This window comes from Methylobacterium sp. J-070 (genome assembly GCF_022829385.1).
Taxonomy (GTDB): domain Bacteria; phylum Pseudomonadota; class Alphaproteobacteria; order Rhizobiales; family Beijerinckiaceae; genus Methylobacterium.
This window is the reverse complement of the sequence record NZ_JAKSXX010000123.1, coordinates 49476-65864: the sequence shown is the minus strand read 5'-3', so window position 1 is coordinate 65864 and position 16389 is coordinate 49476. Positions and strand designations below refer to the sequence as shown.

Sequence of the window (16389 nt, the reverse complement as noted above, 5' to 3'; positions counted from 1 at the left end):
CCGGGAGGCGATCCATGGCCGAGATCATCAACCTGCGTCAGGTCCGCAAGGCGAAGGCCCGCGCGGCCGATGACGCGAAGGCCGAGGCGAACCGGATCGCCTTCGGCCAGCCGAAGAAGGCCAAGACCCTCCAGCAGCGGCGCAAGTCCCTGGAGATCGAGCGCCACGAGGGCCATCGCCTCGAACGGGACGAGTCCGATCCCGCGGAATGAGAGCGGAGCGACGCGATGACGGGGCGCGGAGCCCGCACGGCCATCGGCATGAACGCCGGCGTCACCAAGCGCTCCGTGATGATCGCCGGACACCGCACCAGCGTGTCCCTGGAGGATGCGTTCTGGGCGGCGCTGCGGGAGGTCGCGGAGGCGCGGGGACAGTCGGTCCAGGCGCTCGTCGGAGCGATCGATGCCGGACGCGGCGGCCAGAACCTGTCCTCGGCGATCCGGGTGTTCGTGCTGGAGGCCGTGCGCGGGGCGCCGATCCAGCAAACGTGAGCGGCCGCTCGCCGGCGCGCCCTTTCCGGCCGCGGCGTCGTGTGACATCTCCGTGACAGAACCACGCAGGAAGGCCGATCCATGACGACGCGCGAACCGCTGCTCAAGCCCGTCCCGATCGCCGAGTTGCGGCCGACTCAGATGACCGTGGGCTACCGGGAGGTGGCGGAGAAGCGCCGCCGCTGGCGCGCCTATGACGGCGACAAGAAGCGGGAATTCCTCGGTGCGCACCAGATCCCGACGGTGCTCGGCCCCAAGAAGCGCCACTACGTCGTCGACCATCACCATCTCTCCCGCGCCCTGCAGGAGGAGGGCGTCAAGGATGTGCTGGTGACGGTGATCGCCGACCTGCACCATCTGGAGAAGGATGCCTTCTGGACGGTGTGCGACCACAAGTCGTGGGTCTATCCCTACGACGCCGAGGGGGTGCGCCGCGATTTCAAGGACCTTCCGAAGGCGATCGCCGACCTGGCGGACGATCCCTTCCGCAGCCTCGCGGGCGAATTGCGCCGGGCCGGCGGCTTCGCCAAGGACACGACGCCGTTCAGCGAGTTCCTGTGGGCGGACTTCCTCCGGCGCAACGTCAAGGAGAAGCGCGTCGAGCAGGACTTCTCGGCCGCGATGGAGAAGGCCATGGCGCTGGCCAAGTCCAAGGAGGCCGCCTACCTCCCCGGCTGGTGCGGTCCCTCGGACGGGTGAGCCGCCCGACCACGCCGTCACGTCGTTCGGCAGGTTGCCGCGTCGGACCGGCGCCGTCCGGTCCGACATCCTCAGCCGATGCCCGAAAAACGCCCCGGCCGCGGAGCACGTTCCGGCCCGCCCCCTTCCAGACGGACGAACAGCCCCCGCATGCCGATTCCGCGCCTTGCCCCGAGCCTCGCGCTCGCCGCCCTGCTCCTGCCCGCCGCCGCGCAGGCCCAGGACCGCGGCAGCGTCAACCCGAAGCCGCTGCCGCCGCTGGAACACCCCGACGCGCCCGCGACACCCGCCAAGGCCCTGTTCGGGCGCGTCACCCGGGCCTCCACGGGCCCGGCCCACATCTACGGGTTCTACGCGAAGGGCTGCTACGCCGGCGGCGAGGCGCTGCCGCTCGACGGGCCGAACTGGCAGGTCATGCGCCCGTCGCGCAACCGGATGTGGGGCACGCCCCACCTCGTCGACTTCATCGAGCGCCTGTCGCGGAAGGCCGAGCGGGTCGGCTGGCCGGGGCTGCTCGTGGGCGACATGGCCCAGCCCCGGGGCGGCCCGATGATCACCGGCCACGCCTCGCACCAGATCGGCATCGACGCCGACGTCTGGCTGACGCCGATGCCCGACCACCGCTTGAGCCGGGCCGAGCGCGAGGAGACCTCGGCCACCGACATGGTCCGCCCCGACCGTCTCGACATCGACCCGCAGGTCTGGACGCCGACGCATCTGCAGTTGATCAAGCTCACGGCCGAGCAGCCGGAGGTGGAGCGCATCTTCGTCAACGCGGCGATCAAGAAGGCGCTCTGCCGCGACGCCGCGGGCAGCCGCTGGATGACCAAGGTGCGCCCGATGTACGGGCACAACTATCACTACCATATCCGGCTCGCCTGCCCGGCCGGCCAGGACGATTGCCAGGCCCAGGCCCCGCCGCCGCCGGGCGACGGCTGCGACGACCTCGGCTACTGGTTCTCGGACGCGGTGCTCCATCCGAGGCCCCCGAAGGTGCCGCCGAAGCCCAAGCCCGCCATGACCATGGCGGCCCTGCCGTCCGCCTGCCGTGCGGTGCTGAAGGCGCCGTAGGTCGGGTCCGGCCGGGACCGGGGCGCCGCATCGGCGCCCCGCGGGACCTCTTTACGTTCGGCCGGGCGTACCGTGTCGGACGCCGGCCTCATCCGCTTCTGGGTTCAGCGCCCCTTCTTGTAGAGCTTGCTGGCGATCTCGAAGATCTCCTGCGGCGCGTAGTCCGGTGCGAAGGCCCCGTAATTGCCGTCGAGCTCCGGGATCTTGCCACCCTCGGGCAGTCCATCGACGACCTCCAGGTTACCGGGCGGATCGCCGGGCAGCGCCACCTCGTCGTTCGACCAGACGCCCGCCGCCTCCTTGTAGTCGTCGGGGCTGAAGCTGTAGAGGCGCCGGTGCGAGCCCTCCTGCAGATACTTCTGGCATTCCGGGATCTTGTCGAGAACGATGTTGGGGGTCGGCAGCATCTTCTCGATCTCGACGCCGGTGAGCTTCTTGAGCGCAAGCGCATAGGCGTGCGCATGGACCGAGCCGCGCACCAGCAGGTATCCGCAGACCTCCCGGCCGGTCGGATCCCGCAGGGTCTCGTAGACGCGCAACTTGTGCAGGCGCGCGCCGCATTCCAGGTGGAAGTTGTGCAGCAGGTCGACGATGATGTTGCCCGTCGTCGTCACCATGTCGACGTTCCACGACTGGGCATTGGAGTTGATCGGCGTCGCGCCGCCGCCGTTGCTGAGGAAGCTGCCGGCGAGCCGGATATCCTGCATGTCGTGGAACGGGGCCTTCGAGACGTCGACCTCTTCGGTGTCGTCGCCCGGCCCGTTGTTGAGCATGGCGACGCCCGTCGAGACGAGCTCGATGTGCCCGAGTTCCTCGGCGAAGATGCTGGAGACCAGGCTGTAGAACGGCCTGAGCTTCGACTTGTTGCGGAAATTGAAGCTCTGGAACATGTAGTTGCCCAACGTCGACATCTCGCCGTATTTGCCGCCGAGCAGTTCCTGGAGTGCCGCTGCCGCGTTGGGGTTGGGCTTCTTCGGCTGCGGCAGTTCGGCCTGCAGACGATCGAGTTTCATGAACATGCGGGGGCTCCGTGGCGCGACGTGCGCACTACGGCATCGCATTGGGCGCGGGATCGTTCCTGGCCCCCTGCCGAAGCCGCCGGGCGGATCCCGGTCTCCCGGGCGCCGTCGCCCCGCCGCTGGCCCGCGGCCCGTCGGCGCGGGCTGTTCGACCCGCCGCCCCGATGTGCTAACGCCCCGGGATGCCCCGCTGGCTCTTCCTCATCCTCGCCGCCGCCGTCGCCCTCTCGGTGCTGGGCAGCGTGCTGATCGTGCTGCGCAGCCCGAACAGCACGCCGCCGCTCCGGGGCGGCGCTCTTACGCCCGCCGCCGAAGGCCCGCCGCCGCAGCCCGGCGGCAGGCCGTGAGGATCAGGCGGCGACGCCGGTTCCCACCGGGCAGCTGACGCCGGTGCCGCCCAGGCCGCAATAGCCGCTCGGGTTCTTGGCGAGGTACTGCTGGTGGTAGTTCTCTGCGAAGTAGAAGTGCTCCAGCGGCTTGATCTCGGTGGTCACGTCCGGGAGGCCGCGCTCCCGCAGTGCCCCGGCATAGGCCGTCCGCACCGCCTGAGCGGTCGCCTCCTGCGCCGGACCGTTGGTGTAGATCCCCGAGCGGTACTGCGTGCCGACGTCGTTGCCCTGGCGCATGCCCTGCGTCGGGTCATGGCTCTCGAAGAAGGTCCGCAGCACCGACTCTAGCGGCAGCACCGCCGGGTCGAAGGCGACCAGCACCACCTCGTTGTGGCCTGTCTGGCCGGTGCAGACCTCCTCGTAGGTCGGGTTCGGCGTGTGGCCGCCGGCATAGCCCACCGCGGTCACGAACACGCCCTCGGGCAACTGCCAGAAGCGGCGCTCCGCGCCCCAGAAGCATCCCAGTCCGAGGACGATCGTCTCGGTGCCAGGCGGATACGGCCCCTTGAGCGGATTGCCGTTGACGAAGTGCGTCTCGGCCGTGGGAAGCGGCGTCGGACGGCCCGGCAGGGCATCGGCGGGGCTCGGCATCTCGGGGCGCTTGCGGAACAGGAACATCGGCTTGCCTTCCGGTCTCTCAGCGTCTCCGCAATATGGGGATCCCGCCGCCCCCGAGAAAGCCGCAGGCCCGAACGGCCGCTCCAAAGCGCCGCGGCGGAGATGAAACCTATAGGTGGGGACTGGACCTTGCACACAATTTCCGGCTTGTAATACCGGAGCGATGGCGACCGATGCGTCCCCGGGGAGGAGCCGACACGGCATGGAGAGGGGCTGGAGCGCCACGAGCCACGTGCTCGACAACCTGAAGGCGGATTCCTATCCGGGCGATCCGTTCGCCGCCGCTGTGCGGGCGACGCGGATGCCGATGATCATCACCGACCCGCGTCATTTCGACAACCCGATCGTCTTCGCCAACGACTCCTTCCTGAAGCTCACCGGCTACACGCGGATGGAGGTGACGGGGCGCAACTGCCGCTTCCTCCAGGGGCCTGACACCGATCCGGAGGCCATCGACCGGCTTCGGGAGGCGATCCGGCAGGAGGTCGACGTCAGAGTGGATCTCCTCAATTACCGCAAGGACGGCTCGACCTTCTACAACGCCCTGTATGTCGGGCCGGTGCGGGACGCGGCCGGCCGGGTCATCTACTTCTTCGCCTCGCAGCTCGACGTCAGCGAGCACTACGCGATGTCCGCCGAGATCACGCGGCTGAAGCGCGAACTCGCCGGAGCCCGGGCCGAGGAGGGCGACCGCTAGAGCGCCCTCCCCCGAAGCGCGCGTCGAACCGCGGGCCGCGCTCGCCGTCCGCGCAGGATCGGAGGGCGGTCCGCCCCGGATCAGGGCTTCGTCAGGAAGCCGATCGGCTCCCGCCCGGGCTGGCCGAGCCAGAGCAGCACCGCGCCGAGGCCGAGTCCGATCAGAGAGGCCGGCGCCAGGGTGAGCGGCAGCCCCAGGATGTGCCAGAGCCAGGGCGCCGCCCCCTCCACGCTGCCCTGCAGGGCCCCGGCCTTGTCCTTGAACAGGGTGGCGATCACGTCGGAGAGCGGCGTCACCCGCAGGCCGTTGTTGGCGATCGAGCGGGCGCCGTCATAGACCAGTGCGACGAAGCCGGCGGCCGTCAGCAGGAATCCCAGGACACGGGCCAGAAAGCGGAACATCGCGGGATCTTCTGAGCCTTGCCGTGGGGGCGTCGCCTGCGCGCCGATCGGCGCCCGACAGGGAGTATGGGCCCGGGCCGCCCGGTGCAAGCACCGGCAGCCTGCGCCGCAACGCGCGATTGCCGGTGCGATGAGCCCGTGCCACAGGGTCGCCCGGCGGCGGCGGGCCGTGCGGGAACGGTCGATCTTGGACGCGCGCGTGACGGAACTCGGCCTCGTGATCTTCGATTGCGACGGCGTGCTGGTCGACAGCGAACCCTTGAGCCTTGCCTGCCTCACCGCCGGCCTGAAACGCATCGGCGTCGCGATCGACCTCGCCACCGTGCGGGCGCGCTTCACCGGCACCTCCATGGCGTCGATCATGGCGCATATCGCCCGCGATTACGGCGTCACGGCCCCGCCGGGCTTCGTGGAGGCGGTCAAGGCCGAGACCCTGGCGCTGTTCGATGCGGAACTGCGGGCGATGCGCGGTGTCGCCGAGGCGGTGGCGGCGGTGAGCCTGCCGGTCTGCGTGGCGTCGAGCAGCGATCCGGTGCGGCTGCGCCATTCCCTGACCCTGACCGGGCTGCTGCCCCTGTTCGGCGACCACGTCTTCTCCTCGGCGCAGGTGGCGCGGGGCAAGCCCTTTCCCGACCTGTTCCTGTTCGCCGCCGACCGCATGGCCGTCGCGCCCGCCCGATGCCTGGTGATCGAGGACAGCGTGCCGGGCGTCACGGCGGCGCGGAGCGCCGGCATGCGGGTCGCGGGCTTCACCGGCGGCGGGCATTGGGGCCACGATCCCGCCGGCGCCGACCTCCTGCGGGCCGGCGCGGCCCGGATCTTCTCGGACTTCTCCGACCTCGCGGCCGTGCTCGCCGGGGCCTGAGCGGTCCCGCCTCTCCGGGCCTCGGATGGGAGGGGCGTCCTGCCAAGGGCGGCCTGAAAATCGGAAATCCGTTCCGTTGACGGCCCGCGGATGCGCCTCCATCTTCAGGGACGCCGGAGCGGACGAACGCCTGTTCGTGCCCGTCCCGGCCGCGGTGATTTGAGAAGCGTAGCTTGCGCCGCGTCATCAAACGCTAAAGCACTGCGACGGCCCCGTGCCGCGCGGTCCTTCGGTCTGGAGGACATCCGATGTCGAGCCGAATGCACTCTCGTGAACACCGGCCGCTGACCGCTCCCCGGTCCCCCGCCCATCGCTGGCGCTGTCGACGCTAGAGCGCCCGCCGCCGACGGGAGCACCGCTTCGGCGAGGGAGCGCGCGTCAAGACGGTGGCTGAGGGCCGTTCGGGATCGCCACGCGACCGGACACGGCTCCAGCCCGCCGACCATCACGCAGCAGTCATCGTGATCCGGCATGGCTTCTCGCCTGCCGAGGGAGTTCCGAGCCCCATGCACAGCCTCTACGCAGAGTTCACGCCCGAACGCCGTCTCGACGCGGTCGAGCCGGCCTCCGCCGGCGCCGTGTCGACGGTGCGCACCGAACCGGCGCGCGTCATCGAGATCGGCGAGATCACCGCCGGGATCACCGTGCCCGAGGGGCGCGGCGTGCGGTTCTTCTCATCGGCGCGCGATTTCGACGACCTCGACGGGGTCGTGTTCCGCACCGCCGAGGAGGCGGCCCGCGCGGCCCGGCAGCGGGTGAACGCCCGGGCCCGGGCCCGCGCCTGACCGGCGCGCTACTTGCCGCACTCGTCGCGGGTGCGCTTCATCGCCTCCGCGAACCCGCCGAGCGCGTATTCGTCGCTCGTCGGGTTCCCGCGCAGCGAGGTGGTCTTGATGACGAGCTTGGGGTTGCGCCCGCTCATTTCCGAGACGACCCGTGCTTCCTCGGCGGGGTTCTGCAGCCAGGCATTCCCGTCCTTGACCACGAGGCCGTAGCGGCTGGCGCCGAGGTTGAGGCTCGGGTCGGTGGGCGCGGCGGCCGAGCCCGGCTTGAGCTGGGACGCCGCGGGCTTCGACGGGAAGCCCAGCATCACCGCAACCTCGTTCTGCACGTTCTCGCTCTTGCGCACGCTTACGAACAGGTAGGCGGTGTCGCGCTTGAGGGTCTTGGGCGAGCGGGCCTGCGGCTGCGCGATGGCGTAGCAGAGCTTGTTCCGGCCATCGCCGTTCACGAACACGTTCCAGTCGCCGAAGATCGCCACCGGCGTGGCCTGCTGCATCCCCGGCGGCGTCGCCGCCTTCCGTGCGGCCGGCTTCGCCCGCTCGCGGCCGTGCCGGCGCCCGCGGCGGACCGGACCGGCGTCTTCGGCGGCCGGAGCAGCCTCCTGGGCCGACGCAACCGTCACGGACAGGACGGCGCCGCCGAGCCCCCCGACGAGACCTGTCGCGAGCCCGGATGCGAGCAGGGCAAGGGCTCCGACCGGGAGCAGGCGGGTGACGCAGACCATCTTCACTTCCTGACGACGGGCGACACCCTCAGGCACCGCACCGGATTTCAGGAATAGTGAAGCTTGCGTAAAACGTCGGCAAGATGGCGGCGGGCGTTACGCCCCTATACGGGGTGGACGGGCTCTGTCAGAGCGCCCGGGCTTCGGCGGCCAGGGACGCGATGACCCCTGCGGGCACCGCGATGGGCCCGCCCGGGGGGCCGGCGGGCGACGTGATCGCGTTCGGCTGGGCCGGAGCGTGGCGCGTGGGGGCGGCCTCCTTGCGCGGCGGATCGTTGTAGGGCGTGTTGTAGCCCTTGCGGACGGCGGCCCAGTAGGACTCGCGCGTCAGGCCCGACCCGGTCAAAGCCGCATCGATCATCGCCGTGGCGTGCGCCGCGAAATCGGGCACCGCGTCCGGATTCAGCCAACTCTCGACAAGCATCCTGCGAACTCCGATCCAAACGGCGAAGCTTGTAGCTGGGCGGACTTAGCCAGACCCTGAACGCGCGGGCCGGACGATGGTTGCAACGCACAATTCCGGTGGACGCCTGTGGGTAAGTCGGCGGCGGCCCGATCCGGAGCGACCGTCTGGCGACCGCCCGGACCGGTCCGCACGGAACCGCCGCGGACCGGTCAGCCCAGCCGCGCGATCCAGCCCTGCGCCTGCGCGCGCACGTTGTCGGGTGCGGTGCCGCCGTAGCTGGTCCGGCTCGCCACCGAGTTCGCGACCCCGAGCACGGCGTAGACCGCGTCGGTGATGCGCGGTTCGGCCTCCTGCATCTCGGGCAGCGACAGCTCTTCCAGCCCGACGCCCCGGGCGGAGGCAGCGCCGACCAGGCGGCCGGTGACGTGGTGGGCCTGGCGGAACGGCAGGCCGAGCTCGCGCACCAGCCAGTCGGCGAGGTCCGTGGCGGTGGCGTAGCCGGAGCCGGCGGCTTGGGCGAGCACCGCGGCGTTGGGCTCCAGATCCTTGACCATCCCGGTCAGCGCGGCGAGGCACAGGGACAGCGCCTGGAGGGCGTCGAAGGTGCCCTCCTTGTCCTCCTGCATGTCTTTCGAATAGGCGAGCGGCAGGCCCTTCATGACGATCAGCAGGCCGGTGAGCGCGCCGATGATCCGGCCGGACTTGGCCCGGACCAGCTCGGCGGCGTCGGGGTTGCGCTTCTGCGGCATGATCGACGAGCCGGTGGTGTAGCCGTCCGACAGCTTGACGAAATTGAACTGCGCCGAGGTCCAGACCACCAGCTCCTCGGCGAAGCGCGACAGGTGCACGGCGCAGATCGAGGCCGCGGCGAGGGATTCCAGGGCGAAGTCGCGGTCGGCCACCGAATCGAGCGAGTTGGCGGTCGGCCGGTCGAAGCCCAGCGCCGCCGCGGTGGCGTGCCGGTCGATCGGGAAGGAGGTGCCGGCCAGAGCCGCGGCGCCCAGCGGGCACTCGTTGAGGCGGGCCCGCGCGTCGCGGAACCGGCCGCGGTCCCGGGCCAGCATCTCGACATAGGCGAGGCAATGGTGGCCGAAGGTCACCGGCTGGGCCGACTGGAGATGGGTGAAGCCCGGCATCACGGTGCCGGCGTGCTTGAGGGCGGTCTCGGCCAGGGCGCGCTGAAGGTCGGCGGCCTGCTGGTCCAGGGAGTCGAGGGTATCGCGCACCCACAGCTTCATGTCGGTGGCAACCTGGTCGTTGCGCGAGCGCGCCGTGTGCAGGCGCCCGGCGGCCGGGCCGACGATCTCGGTGAGCCGGCTCTCCACCGACATGTGGATGTCCTCGAGTTCGCGCTTGAACACGAAGGTCCCGGCCTCGATCTCGTCGCGGACGGACTTGAGCCCGGCCTCGATCGCGGCCACATCCTGTGCCGGGAGGATGCCGGCCTGGCCGAGCATCGCCACATGCGCCAGCGAGCCGCGGATGTCCTGGGGCGCGAGGCGCTTGTCGAATCCGATGGAGGCGTTGATCTCCTCCATGATCTCCGCCGGGCCGCTCGCGAAGCGGCCGCCCCACATCCGGTTGCTCATGTCGATCCTTCCGCGCCCTGACCATCCCGGCAGGCAAGCCTGATGCCCCGCCGCACCACAATCGCGGTCGGCGTCGGCGTCGCCGCGCTCGCCGCCCTCGGGCTCGCCCTATACGGGAGCGGTCTCCTGCCCGGCAACACGGGCGGGGCGCCTCAGCCCTGCGCGGGTGCCGCGCCGGCGCTCGCCCGGGTCGACGCGTCCGCCAAGGGCGCGGTCGCCGGCATGCAGGCGCTGCCGCAGGCCCGGCCCGCGCCCGAGATCCGGTTCAAGGGTCCGGACGGCGCCGAGACGAGCCTCGGCGACCTCAGGGGCCGGCTGCTGCTGGTCAATCTCTGGGCGACGTGGTGCGCTCCCTGCAAGGCCGAGATGCCGGCGCTCGACCGCCTCCAGGCGCAGCTCGGCGGGCCCGACTTCACCGTGGTGGCGATCAACGTCGACACCCGCAACCTCGACAAGCCGCCGGACTGGCTCAAGCAGGCCGGCATCCACGACCTCGCCTTCTACGCCGATCCGGGCGGACGCGTGCTCCCGGCGATCCAGCGCGACACCCAGTCCCCCGGGCTGCCGACCACGCTGCTGATCGACGCACAGGGCTGCACCCTCGGGGTGATGAAGGGCCCGGCCGCCTGGTCGAGCCCCGACGGGCTGGCGCTGATCCGGGCGGCGCTGGGGCGGGTGTCGTGACGGGCACGGCAGGTCAGTCGCGCTCGTAGGCGAGGAACCGTCCCTCCGGTGCCAGTTGCTGAAGGAGATCGAAATCGTCGCGATTGGCCGTCAGAACCGGAAGACCGGCCCGAGCGGCGGTGAGGAAGATGAGCGCATCGGCGAGGCAGGCCGTGCGCTGGTGGCTCTGGTAGCCCTGGAGGCGCGCGAGGGTTCCCGCGAGGATGCCGGCATCCGCGTATGTCTGCGCGTCGGGCGTGAGTAGGCGTGTGTCCGGTATCTGTCCGAAAAGTTCGGCGTAGTGATCGCGCAACGCCGGCCAGTTCGGCCCGACCGGGTCTGAGGCGGCGACGCCGACCGCCAGTTCGGCCAGCGCGACCGCGCAGTGGAACAGCAGTGCGCGCTCGATGCGGCCCTGCAGATCCTCGGGCAGCCGACCGGCCGCGCTGTGGATATAGACGCCCGTATCGAGGACGAGGGCGAGCGGCGCGGCTTCGTCGAAGGCCGTCCAGTCATCCGCCGCTTCGTGCTGCGGACGTGGGACGAGACGGATGCTTCGCTTATCCGGCTTCCGCCGCCGGAGCGCACCACGCAGGTCCACGCTCAATGCGAGCCGGTGTCGAGATCATGGTCGGGCCCGAGGCGCCCCGCGGTCCGGTGGAGAAAATCCGCGACCGGGTCGGACTGCGCGAGGAGCGCCAGGGCGACCATTCCGAGTTCGGTCGTCGAGGTGATGCCCGCCTCGCGCTTGGCGGCCTCCACGAGCGCGGACGGCGCGCGGAAGCTCACATGCTCGGACGTATCGCCGTCGAGCAGCCCGGCACGCCGGGCCTCCTCCAGAACGGCGGCGTGGATTCGTGCTCCCAGCCGAGGTGCGCGCTTCCGTTGGGCGGATGTGGTTTTCGGCACAGCCACTTCCTGCACCCCCGACTCTCGATGGCGGAAGGATAGCGCAAGGGACGGTACGCGGACAGATGGGCCCAGCCGCTTGCCCACGCTCTTCGCCCCAGCCCCTTGCCCAGCCCCTAAAAGCGCGGCAAGGCCTATCCCCGATGAAGCCGTCCCCCAGTCCCGGCCGCGCCCCGCCGGGCCGGGGCCCGCGCCCGCTCTCGGCTATCCGCGCGATGCTCACGAGCGAGGCGGCCGGCGGCCTGATCCTGATGGCCGCGGCGGCGCTGGCGCTGATCGTCGCCAACGGGCCCCTGGCCGAGGCCTACGCGCACGCGCTCCACGCCGCGCTCGGGCCGATGAGCGTGCTGCACTGGATCAACGACGGCCTGATGGCCGGGTTCTTCCTGCTGGTCGGGCTGGAGATCAAGCGCGAAGCGCTGGACGGGCGGCTGCGCACCTGGCCCGACCGGGTGCTGCCCGGCTTCGCGGCGCTCGGCGGCATGGCGGTGCCGGCCCTGGTCTATGCCCTGTTCAATGCCGGCGCCGGCACCCTGCGCGGCTGGGCGATCCCGGCGGCCACCGACATCGCCTTCGCGCTGGGCGTGCTGGCGCTCCTCGGCGCGCGGGTGCCGGTCTCGCTGAAGATCTTCCTCAGCGCGGTCGCCATCGTGGACGATCTCGGCGCCGTGCTGGTGATCGCGCTGTTCTACAGCGCCGGCCTCGACGCCACGATGCTGGGCTTGGCCGCCCTCGTGCTCGCCGGCCTCTACGGCCTCAACCGGGCGGGCATCGCGTGGCTGCCGGCTTACGGGTTCCTCGGCCTCGTGCTCTGGGTCCTGGTGCTGCGCTCCGGGATCCACGCCACGGTGGCGGGGGTGCTCCTGGCGCTGACCATCCCGATCCGGGTCAGTCCCGGCCGGCCGGAGGCGGCGGATTCGCCGCTCCATCGGCTGGAGCATGCCCTGTCCCCCTGGATCACCTACGTGGTGGTCCCGGTCTTCGGCTTCGCCAATGCCGGCGTGGACCTGACCGGCCTGACCGGCGATGCGCTGCTCCAGCCCGTGACCCTGGGCGTCGCCGCCGGCCTGTTTCTCGGCAAGCAGGCCGGTGTGTTCGCGAGCCTGCGGCTCGCCGTCGCACTCGGGCTGGCCAAGCGCCCGGCCGGGGCCGCCTGGGGGCAGGTCTACGGCATCGCGGTGCTGTGCGGGATCGGCTTCACCATGAGCCTGTTCATCGGCGGTCTCGCCTTCGCGGACCCGCAGCACGAGACCGCCGTGAAGCTCGGCGTCCTGGCGGGCTCGGCCCTGTCGGGACTGGCGGGCGCGGCGATTCTCCGGCTGGCGCCGCCCAGAACCGCTCCGGGATAGCGCGCCCGGGGTCCGCCGCGCGGAAAAATGCGCTACCCCGCGTCGGCATGCGCTTCTATCTCGGCCTCGCCACAACCTTTCACGATCCCGCCCTCGCATTGGTCGGGCCCGACGGAGGCCTGCTGTTCGCGGAGGCCGCGGAGCGCGTTCTCCAGTACAAGCGCGCGCCGAACTGCGAACCCGACGCCCCGGCCTGGATGGCCGCCCTGCTGAAGGACCACGTCCCGCCCGGATCCGAACTCGTCGTCGCCTCGACCTGGGGACCGCAATTCGCCGGGTTCCTGCGCGGGCAAGCCGGGGCCGGGACCTTCGACCTGATGGCGCTCGCCGCCCATCCCACCGCGCTCAACCGCTCCTTCGTCCCCGAGCAGGCCGAGCGGGTGTTCATCGCCGACCTCCACGGCGCCCAGGAGCGGGCCGGCCACGGCACGCTCCTGGCCCTCAACCAGGAGGCGCGGATCACCGGGGCGGCACCCCGGGCCACGATCGCCGGGCAGCGCCGCTACCCGCACCATCTCTGCCACGCCGCCTACGGCCTCTGGGGCAGCCCCTTCCACGAGGCCACCGCCCTGGTGGTCGACGGCATGGGCGAGACCGGCGCGGCGGCGATCTACCGGCTGGAGGACGGCGGGATCACGGAGCTGCGCCGCCACCGCGGGCGCGGCTCGCTGGGCTTCCTGTACGGGCTGATCACCGATCTCGCCGGCTTCGACCAGGTGAAGGGCGAGGAGTGGAAGATCATGGGGCTCGCCCCCTATGGGCGCCCCGATCCGGACCTCGCCGCCCTGCTGGCCCGGCTCTGCACGGTCGCGGGCGGCCGCCTGCGCTTCGCCGACGCAGAGACGATCCGGGCGGTCGCCGCGGAGATCCGCGGGCGCCGGCCCGCCGACGCCCTGGAGAGCGGCTGGGCCGATCTCGCCCGCTGCGGCCAGGATCTGTTCGCGACCCTGATGGACGCGCTGGTGGCCGAGGCCGCCGCCCTCGGCCCCTCCGAGAACCTCGTCCTGTGCGGCGGCTGCGCGCTCAACTCCTCCTACAACGGCCGGGTGCTCGGCCGCTCCGGCTTCCGCCGCCTGCACGTCCCGTCGGCGCCGGCCGACGACGGCAACGCCGTGGGCGCCGCCTGGCTCGCCTACGCGGAGGACCATCCGGGCTGGGCCGGGCCGCCCCCCGCGCAGCGCCCGCTCACGCCCTATCTGGGCTCGCGGGTCTCGACGCTCCCGATGGAGCGGCTGGCCGAGCAGGAGCCCCGCGCGCGCCGCGTCGGCCACGCGGAGGCGACCCGCGCGGCGGCGCGGATCCTGGCCGCGGGGGGCCTCGTCGGCTGGGTGCAGGGCCCGGCGGAGTTCGGGCCCAGGGCGCTCGGCAACCGCTCGATCCTGGCCGATCCGCGGCCGGAGGGCGCCAAGGACGCGCTCAACGCCAAGGTGAAGTACCGGGAGGCGTTCCGGCCCTTCGCGCCGTCGATCCTGGCGGAGGCCGGTCCGGACTGGTTCGAGGACTACGCCGACAGCCCCTACATGGAGCGCACCCTGGTCTGGCGCGAGGCGGTGCGCCCCCGGGTCCCGGCGGTTGTCCATGCGGACGGGACCGGCCGGCTCCAGAGCGTCACGGCGGCGCGGAACCCGGCCTACGCGGCCCTGATCGGCGCCTTCGCGGCGATCACCGGCGTGCCGATCCTGCTCAACACCAGCTTCAACGTGATGGGCAAGCCGATCCTCCACGGCGCGGAGGACGCGATCCTGATGTTCTACACCACCGGCCTCGACGCCCTGGTGGTCGAGGATTGGCTGGTGGTGAAATGACATGCGCCGCGCCCCGAAAGGAGCGCGGCGCTCGATGCCTCGCTGTGGTCCGGACGAAAGTCCGAAGAATTTACTCGCAGACCTCGACGCGGCGGTAGGTGAACTCGCCGTCGCCGAGCCACTCCTTGCGGCGCTCGTAATGGCAGATCGGGCCGCGGCGCTCGCGCACCACGACGGTCTCGGGCTCCTCGACCAGGACGCGGCGCGGGCGGTACTCCGGCGGCGGGGGCGGCGGGTTCGCGCCGTTGACGAGGGCGCTGCCCACCACGCCGCCGACGACGCCGGCCGCCAGGCCGCCGACGATGGCGCCGGTCTGGTCGCGGGCGGTGGCCGGGGCGACGGCCCCGAGCAGCAGGGTCGCGGCGAGGGCGGCGACCCCGGCGCGGATCATCGTGAAGGAACCGGTGAAGGACACGCGAAACATCTCCCGTTCGTGTTGAGGTTGATCCAACACCGGGAGGATTAAAAATCCCCGAAGCGGCCCGGGGCGAATGCGTGCCGGATAGGGTCTCACCGGGGGCCCGGACGGGCGTTGCCGTCCGGTAACGCCATCGTGTCCCGGATCGCGCGGCCGCACCGGTTCCGGGGCCGTTCGGCGGAGGCGCGCCGGGGCCGCCTCCGCCGAACGGCTATTTCGCCTTGTCGGCGATCCCCTTCAGGCCGGCATCGTAGACGCCCGCGATGGCCTCTTCCGCCTTCGCGTCGGGGGCGCCCTTGGCCTTGAACGTGCCCTTCCAGGTCACCTTCGAGCCGCCGCCGGCCTTCGCGACCATGAGCGTCGAGTGATAATCCGTCACGGGCAGCGGGCCTTCCAGGATCGTGTAGGTGTAGTCCATCTTCTTGTCGCTGCGGGACTCCTCCTCCTCGACGATGGTCCCGCCACCCTTCAGGCTGAGCGTCCGCACGTCCTTGCCGCCCTTCTTGGACAGGGCGCATTTCTCGATCACCGGATGCCAGTCGCCGATCCCGCAGAACCCGCCGATGGTCTTCCACACGGTCTCGGGTGATGCGGCGACATCGACCGACTTGGTGACTTCGAGGGCCCAGGCCGGTCCCACCACGCCGACGCCGAATACGGCGGCGGCCAACAGCACGCGCTTCATCAGATGCTCCCTAGCGCTCGACGCTCGTCTTCCTGGCGTCCGAGTCAGGAGCACACCAAGTGCAGGGACTGCACGTTGCAAGATCGACTTTAGTCCAAGTCGCCGCGACTGTCAGAGCAGCCCGTCGAGGGACCCGACCACCCCGGTGGGGGCGAGGTCGGCGTATTCGTCCGGCAGCCCCCTGCGGTTCACCCAGGCGGTCCGGAAGCCGAAGGCCCCCGCCCCCGCGACATCCCAGCGGTTCGAGGAGCAGAACAGCACGTCGCCCCGGCCGACGGCCAGCCGGGTCAGGACGATCCGGTAGGCGTCGGGGTGGGTCTTGAACACCTGCGCGTCGTCCACCGAGAGGACCGCGTCGAGGTGGTCGGCGAGGCCGGCCGAGGCCACGGCCCGGTCGACCATGGCGGCGTTGCCGTTGGTGAGCACCGCCGTGCGGATCCCGCGCTTGCGCAGGGCCGCCAGCACGCTCGGGACCTCGGGATACGCGTCGAGGTCGCGGTAGGCGTCGAGGAGCTGCTCCCGCAGCCCGGGATCGACGTTCGGATGGACCGCCAGGGCGTAGTCGAGGGCCCGCACGGTCAGGTCCCAGAAGGCCGCGTAGTGCCCCATCAGCGACAGCGTCCAGCTGTATTCGAGCTGCTTGTTGCGCCACACCTCCGAGAGGTGGTTCGCGTCCGGCCCGACCGCCTCGGCGTAGCGCTGCACCGCCGCGTTCACGTCGAACAGGGTCCCGTAGGCGTCGAACACCGCGGCCTTCACGCCGGCGAGCGGTCCTGGTGCGTCGGTCATGGCGTTCCTCACTGGGTGG

At 71.3% G+C, this 16389-nt stretch carries 22 protein-coding genes; 11 read left to right on the top strand and 11 right to left on the bottom strand.

What is annotated here, in order from left to right:
• The first annotated feature begins 14 nt into the window (after positions 1-14).
• The 4 genes from MKL01_RS10730 (at position 15) to mepA (ending at position 2261) form a co-directional block, all read left to right on the top strand.
• Entirely contained in the window at positions 15-212 is a 198-nt protein-coding gene (locus MKL01_RS10730) for a DUF4169 family protein (RefSeq protein ID WP_243905203.1), read from the top strand.
• Positions 213-260: 48 nt separating this feature from the next.
• The gene (locus MKL01_RS10725; protein ID WP_243905476.1) at positions 261-491 is read left to right on the top strand and encodes a ribbon-helix-helix domain-containing protein; all 231 of its coding nucleotides are present in this window, start codon (positions 261-263) and stop codon (positions 489-491) included.
• An 81-nt stretch (positions 492-572) separates the two neighbouring features.
• The gene (locus MKL01_RS10720; RefSeq protein WP_243905202.1) at positions 573-1190 is read left to right on the top strand and encodes a ParB-like protein; all 618 of its coding nucleotides are present in this window, start codon (positions 573-575) and stop codon (positions 1188-1190) included.
• 150 nt (positions 1191-1340) lie between these two features.
• Positions 1341-2261, top strand: a complete 921-nt coding sequence (gene mepA, locus MKL01_RS10715; RefSeq protein WP_243905201.1) for a penicillin-insensitive murein endopeptidase — start codon at positions 1341-1343, stop codon at positions 2259-2261.
• A 104-nt stretch (positions 2262-2365) separates the two neighbouring features.
• Here mepA and MKL01_RS10710 read toward each other — a convergent pair whose 3' ends face one another.
• The gene (locus MKL01_RS10710; RefSeq protein WP_243905200.1) at positions 2366-3280 is read right to left on the bottom strand and encodes a manganese catalase family protein; all 915 of its coding nucleotides are present in this window, start codon (positions 3278-3280) and stop codon (positions 2366-2368) included.
• Between the two features lie 182 nt (positions 3281-3462).
• Here MKL01_RS10710 and MKL01_RS10705 point away from each other — a divergent pair, with 182 nt between their 5' ends.
• Positions 3463-3627, top strand: a complete 165-nt coding sequence (locus MKL01_RS10705; RefSeq protein ID WP_243905199.1) for a hypothetical protein — start codon at positions 3463-3465, stop codon at positions 3625-3627.
• A 3-nt stretch (positions 3628-3630) separates the two neighbouring features.
• Here the strand turns inward: MKL01_RS10705 and msrA are convergent, their stop codons facing one another.
• Positions 3631-4287, bottom strand: a complete 657-nt coding sequence (gene msrA / locus MKL01_RS10700; protein WP_243905198.1) for a peptide-methionine (S)-S-oxide reductase MsrA — start codon at positions 4285-4287, stop codon at positions 3631-3633.
• Between the two features lie 202 nt (positions 4288-4489).
• Between msrA and MKL01_RS10695 the strand changes: the two genes are divergently transcribed.
• On the top strand, positions 4490-4984 hold the full coding sequence (locus MKL01_RS10695; protein ID WP_279604534.1) for a PAS domain-containing protein: 495 nt from the start codon (positions 4490-4492) through the stop codon (positions 4982-4984).
• A gap of 80 nt (positions 4985-5064) precedes the next feature.
• Here the strand turns inward: MKL01_RS10695 and MKL01_RS10690 are convergent, their stop codons facing one another.
• Positions 5065-5385, bottom strand: coding sequence for a PetM family of cytochrome b6f complex subunit 7 (locus tag MKL01_RS10690; protein ID WP_243905197.1), 321 nt, complete (start codon positions 5383-5385; stop codon positions 5065-5067).
• A gap of 187 nt (positions 5386-5572) precedes the next feature.
• Here MKL01_RS10690 and MKL01_RS10685 point away from each other — a divergent pair, with 187 nt between their 5' ends.
• Together MKL01_RS10685 and MKL01_RS10680 are read left to right on the top strand one after the other, a co-directional pair.
• Positions 5573-6250, top strand: coding sequence for an HAD family hydrolase (locus MKL01_RS10685; RefSeq protein WP_243905196.1), 678 nt, complete (start codon positions 5573-5575; stop codon positions 6248-6250).
• A 506-nt stretch (positions 6251-6756) separates the two neighbouring features.
• Positions 6757-7035, top strand: coding sequence for a hypothetical protein (locus MKL01_RS10680; RefSeq protein ID WP_243905195.1), 279 nt, complete (start codon positions 6757-6759; stop codon positions 7033-7035).
• An 8-nt stretch (positions 7036-7043) separates the two neighbouring features.
• Here the strand turns inward: MKL01_RS10680 and MKL01_RS10675 are convergent, their stop codons facing one another.
• The 3 genes from MKL01_RS10675 to argH form a co-directional block, all read right to left on the bottom strand.
• Entirely contained in the window at positions 7044-7757 is a 714-nt protein-coding gene (locus MKL01_RS10675; RefSeq protein WP_243905194.1) for an invasion associated locus b family protein, read from the bottom strand.
• 127 nt (positions 7758-7884) lie between these two features.
• Positions 7885-8181, bottom strand: coding sequence for a hypothetical protein (locus MKL01_RS10670; RefSeq protein ID WP_243905193.1), 297 nt, complete (start codon positions 8179-8181; stop codon positions 7885-7887).
• Between the two features lie 191 nt (positions 8182-8372).
• The gene (gene argH, locus MKL01_RS10665; protein WP_243905192.1) at positions 8373-9752 is read right to left on the bottom strand and encodes an argininosuccinate lyase; all 1380 of its coding nucleotides are present in this window, start codon (positions 9750-9752) and stop codon (positions 8373-8375) included.
• Positions 9753-9794: 42 nt separating this feature from the next.
• On the opposite strand from argH, the gene tlpA reads away from it, so the two are divergent.
• Positions 9795-10436 carry a thiol:disulfide interchange protein TlpA gene (gene tlpA / locus MKL01_RS10660; protein ID WP_243905191.1) on the top strand — a complete coding sequence of 214 codons (642 nt, stop codon included), beginning with the start codon at positions 9795-9797 and terminating at the stop codon, positions 10434-10436.
• Positions 10437-10449: 13 nt separating this feature from the next.
• On the opposite strand, the gene MKL01_RS10655 is transcribed toward tlpA, so the two are convergent.
• Together MKL01_RS10655 and MKL01_RS10650 are read right to left on the bottom strand one after the other, a co-directional pair.
• Positions 10450-11016, bottom strand: a complete 567-nt coding sequence (locus tag MKL01_RS10655) for a type II toxin-antitoxin system VapC family toxin (protein WP_243905190.1) — start codon at positions 11014-11016, stop codon at positions 10450-10452.
• A gap of 2 nt (positions 11017-11018) precedes the next feature.
• Positions 11019-11324 (bottom strand): hypothetical protein, encoded by a 306-nt coding sequence (locus tag MKL01_RS10650; RefSeq protein ID WP_243905189.1) that lies wholly within the window; start codon positions 11322-11324, stop codon positions 11019-11021.
• A gap of 143 nt (positions 11325-11467) precedes the next feature.
• On the opposite strand from MKL01_RS10650, the gene nhaA reads away from it, so the two are divergent.
• Together nhaA and MKL01_RS10640 are read left to right on the top strand one after the other, a co-directional pair.
• Positions 11468-12673, top strand: coding sequence for a Na+/H+ antiporter NhaA (gene nhaA, locus MKL01_RS10645; RefSeq protein ID WP_243905188.1), 1206 nt, complete (start codon positions 11468-11470; stop codon positions 12671-12673).
• A gap of 47 nt (positions 12674-12720) precedes the next feature.
• Complete coding sequence (locus MKL01_RS10640) at positions 12721-14478, top strand: carbamoyltransferase (protein WP_243905187.1); 1758 nt, start codon at positions 12721-12723, stop codon at positions 14476-14478.
• 70 nt (positions 14479-14548) lie between these two features.
• On the opposite strand, the gene MKL01_RS10635 is transcribed toward MKL01_RS10640, so the two are convergent.
• The 3 genes from MKL01_RS10635 to MKL01_RS10625 form a co-directional block, all read right to left on the bottom strand.
• The gene (locus tag MKL01_RS10635) at positions 14549-14902 is read right to left on the bottom strand and encodes a hypothetical protein (protein ID WP_243905186.1); all 354 of its coding nucleotides are present in this window, start codon (positions 14900-14902) and stop codon (positions 14549-14551) included.
• Between the two features lie 205 nt (positions 14903-15107).
• Positions 15108-15581, bottom strand: a complete 474-nt coding sequence (locus MKL01_RS10630; protein WP_243905185.1) for an SRPBCC family protein — start codon at positions 15579-15581, stop codon at positions 15108-15110.
• A 111-nt stretch (positions 15582-15692) separates the two neighbouring features.
• Positions 15693-16370: a haloacid dehalogenase type II gene (locus MKL01_RS10625; RefSeq protein WP_243905184.1), complete on the bottom strand. Its 678-nt coding sequence runs from the start codon at positions 16368-16370 to the stop codon at positions 15693-15695.
• Positions 16371-16389 lie beyond the last annotated feature (19 nt).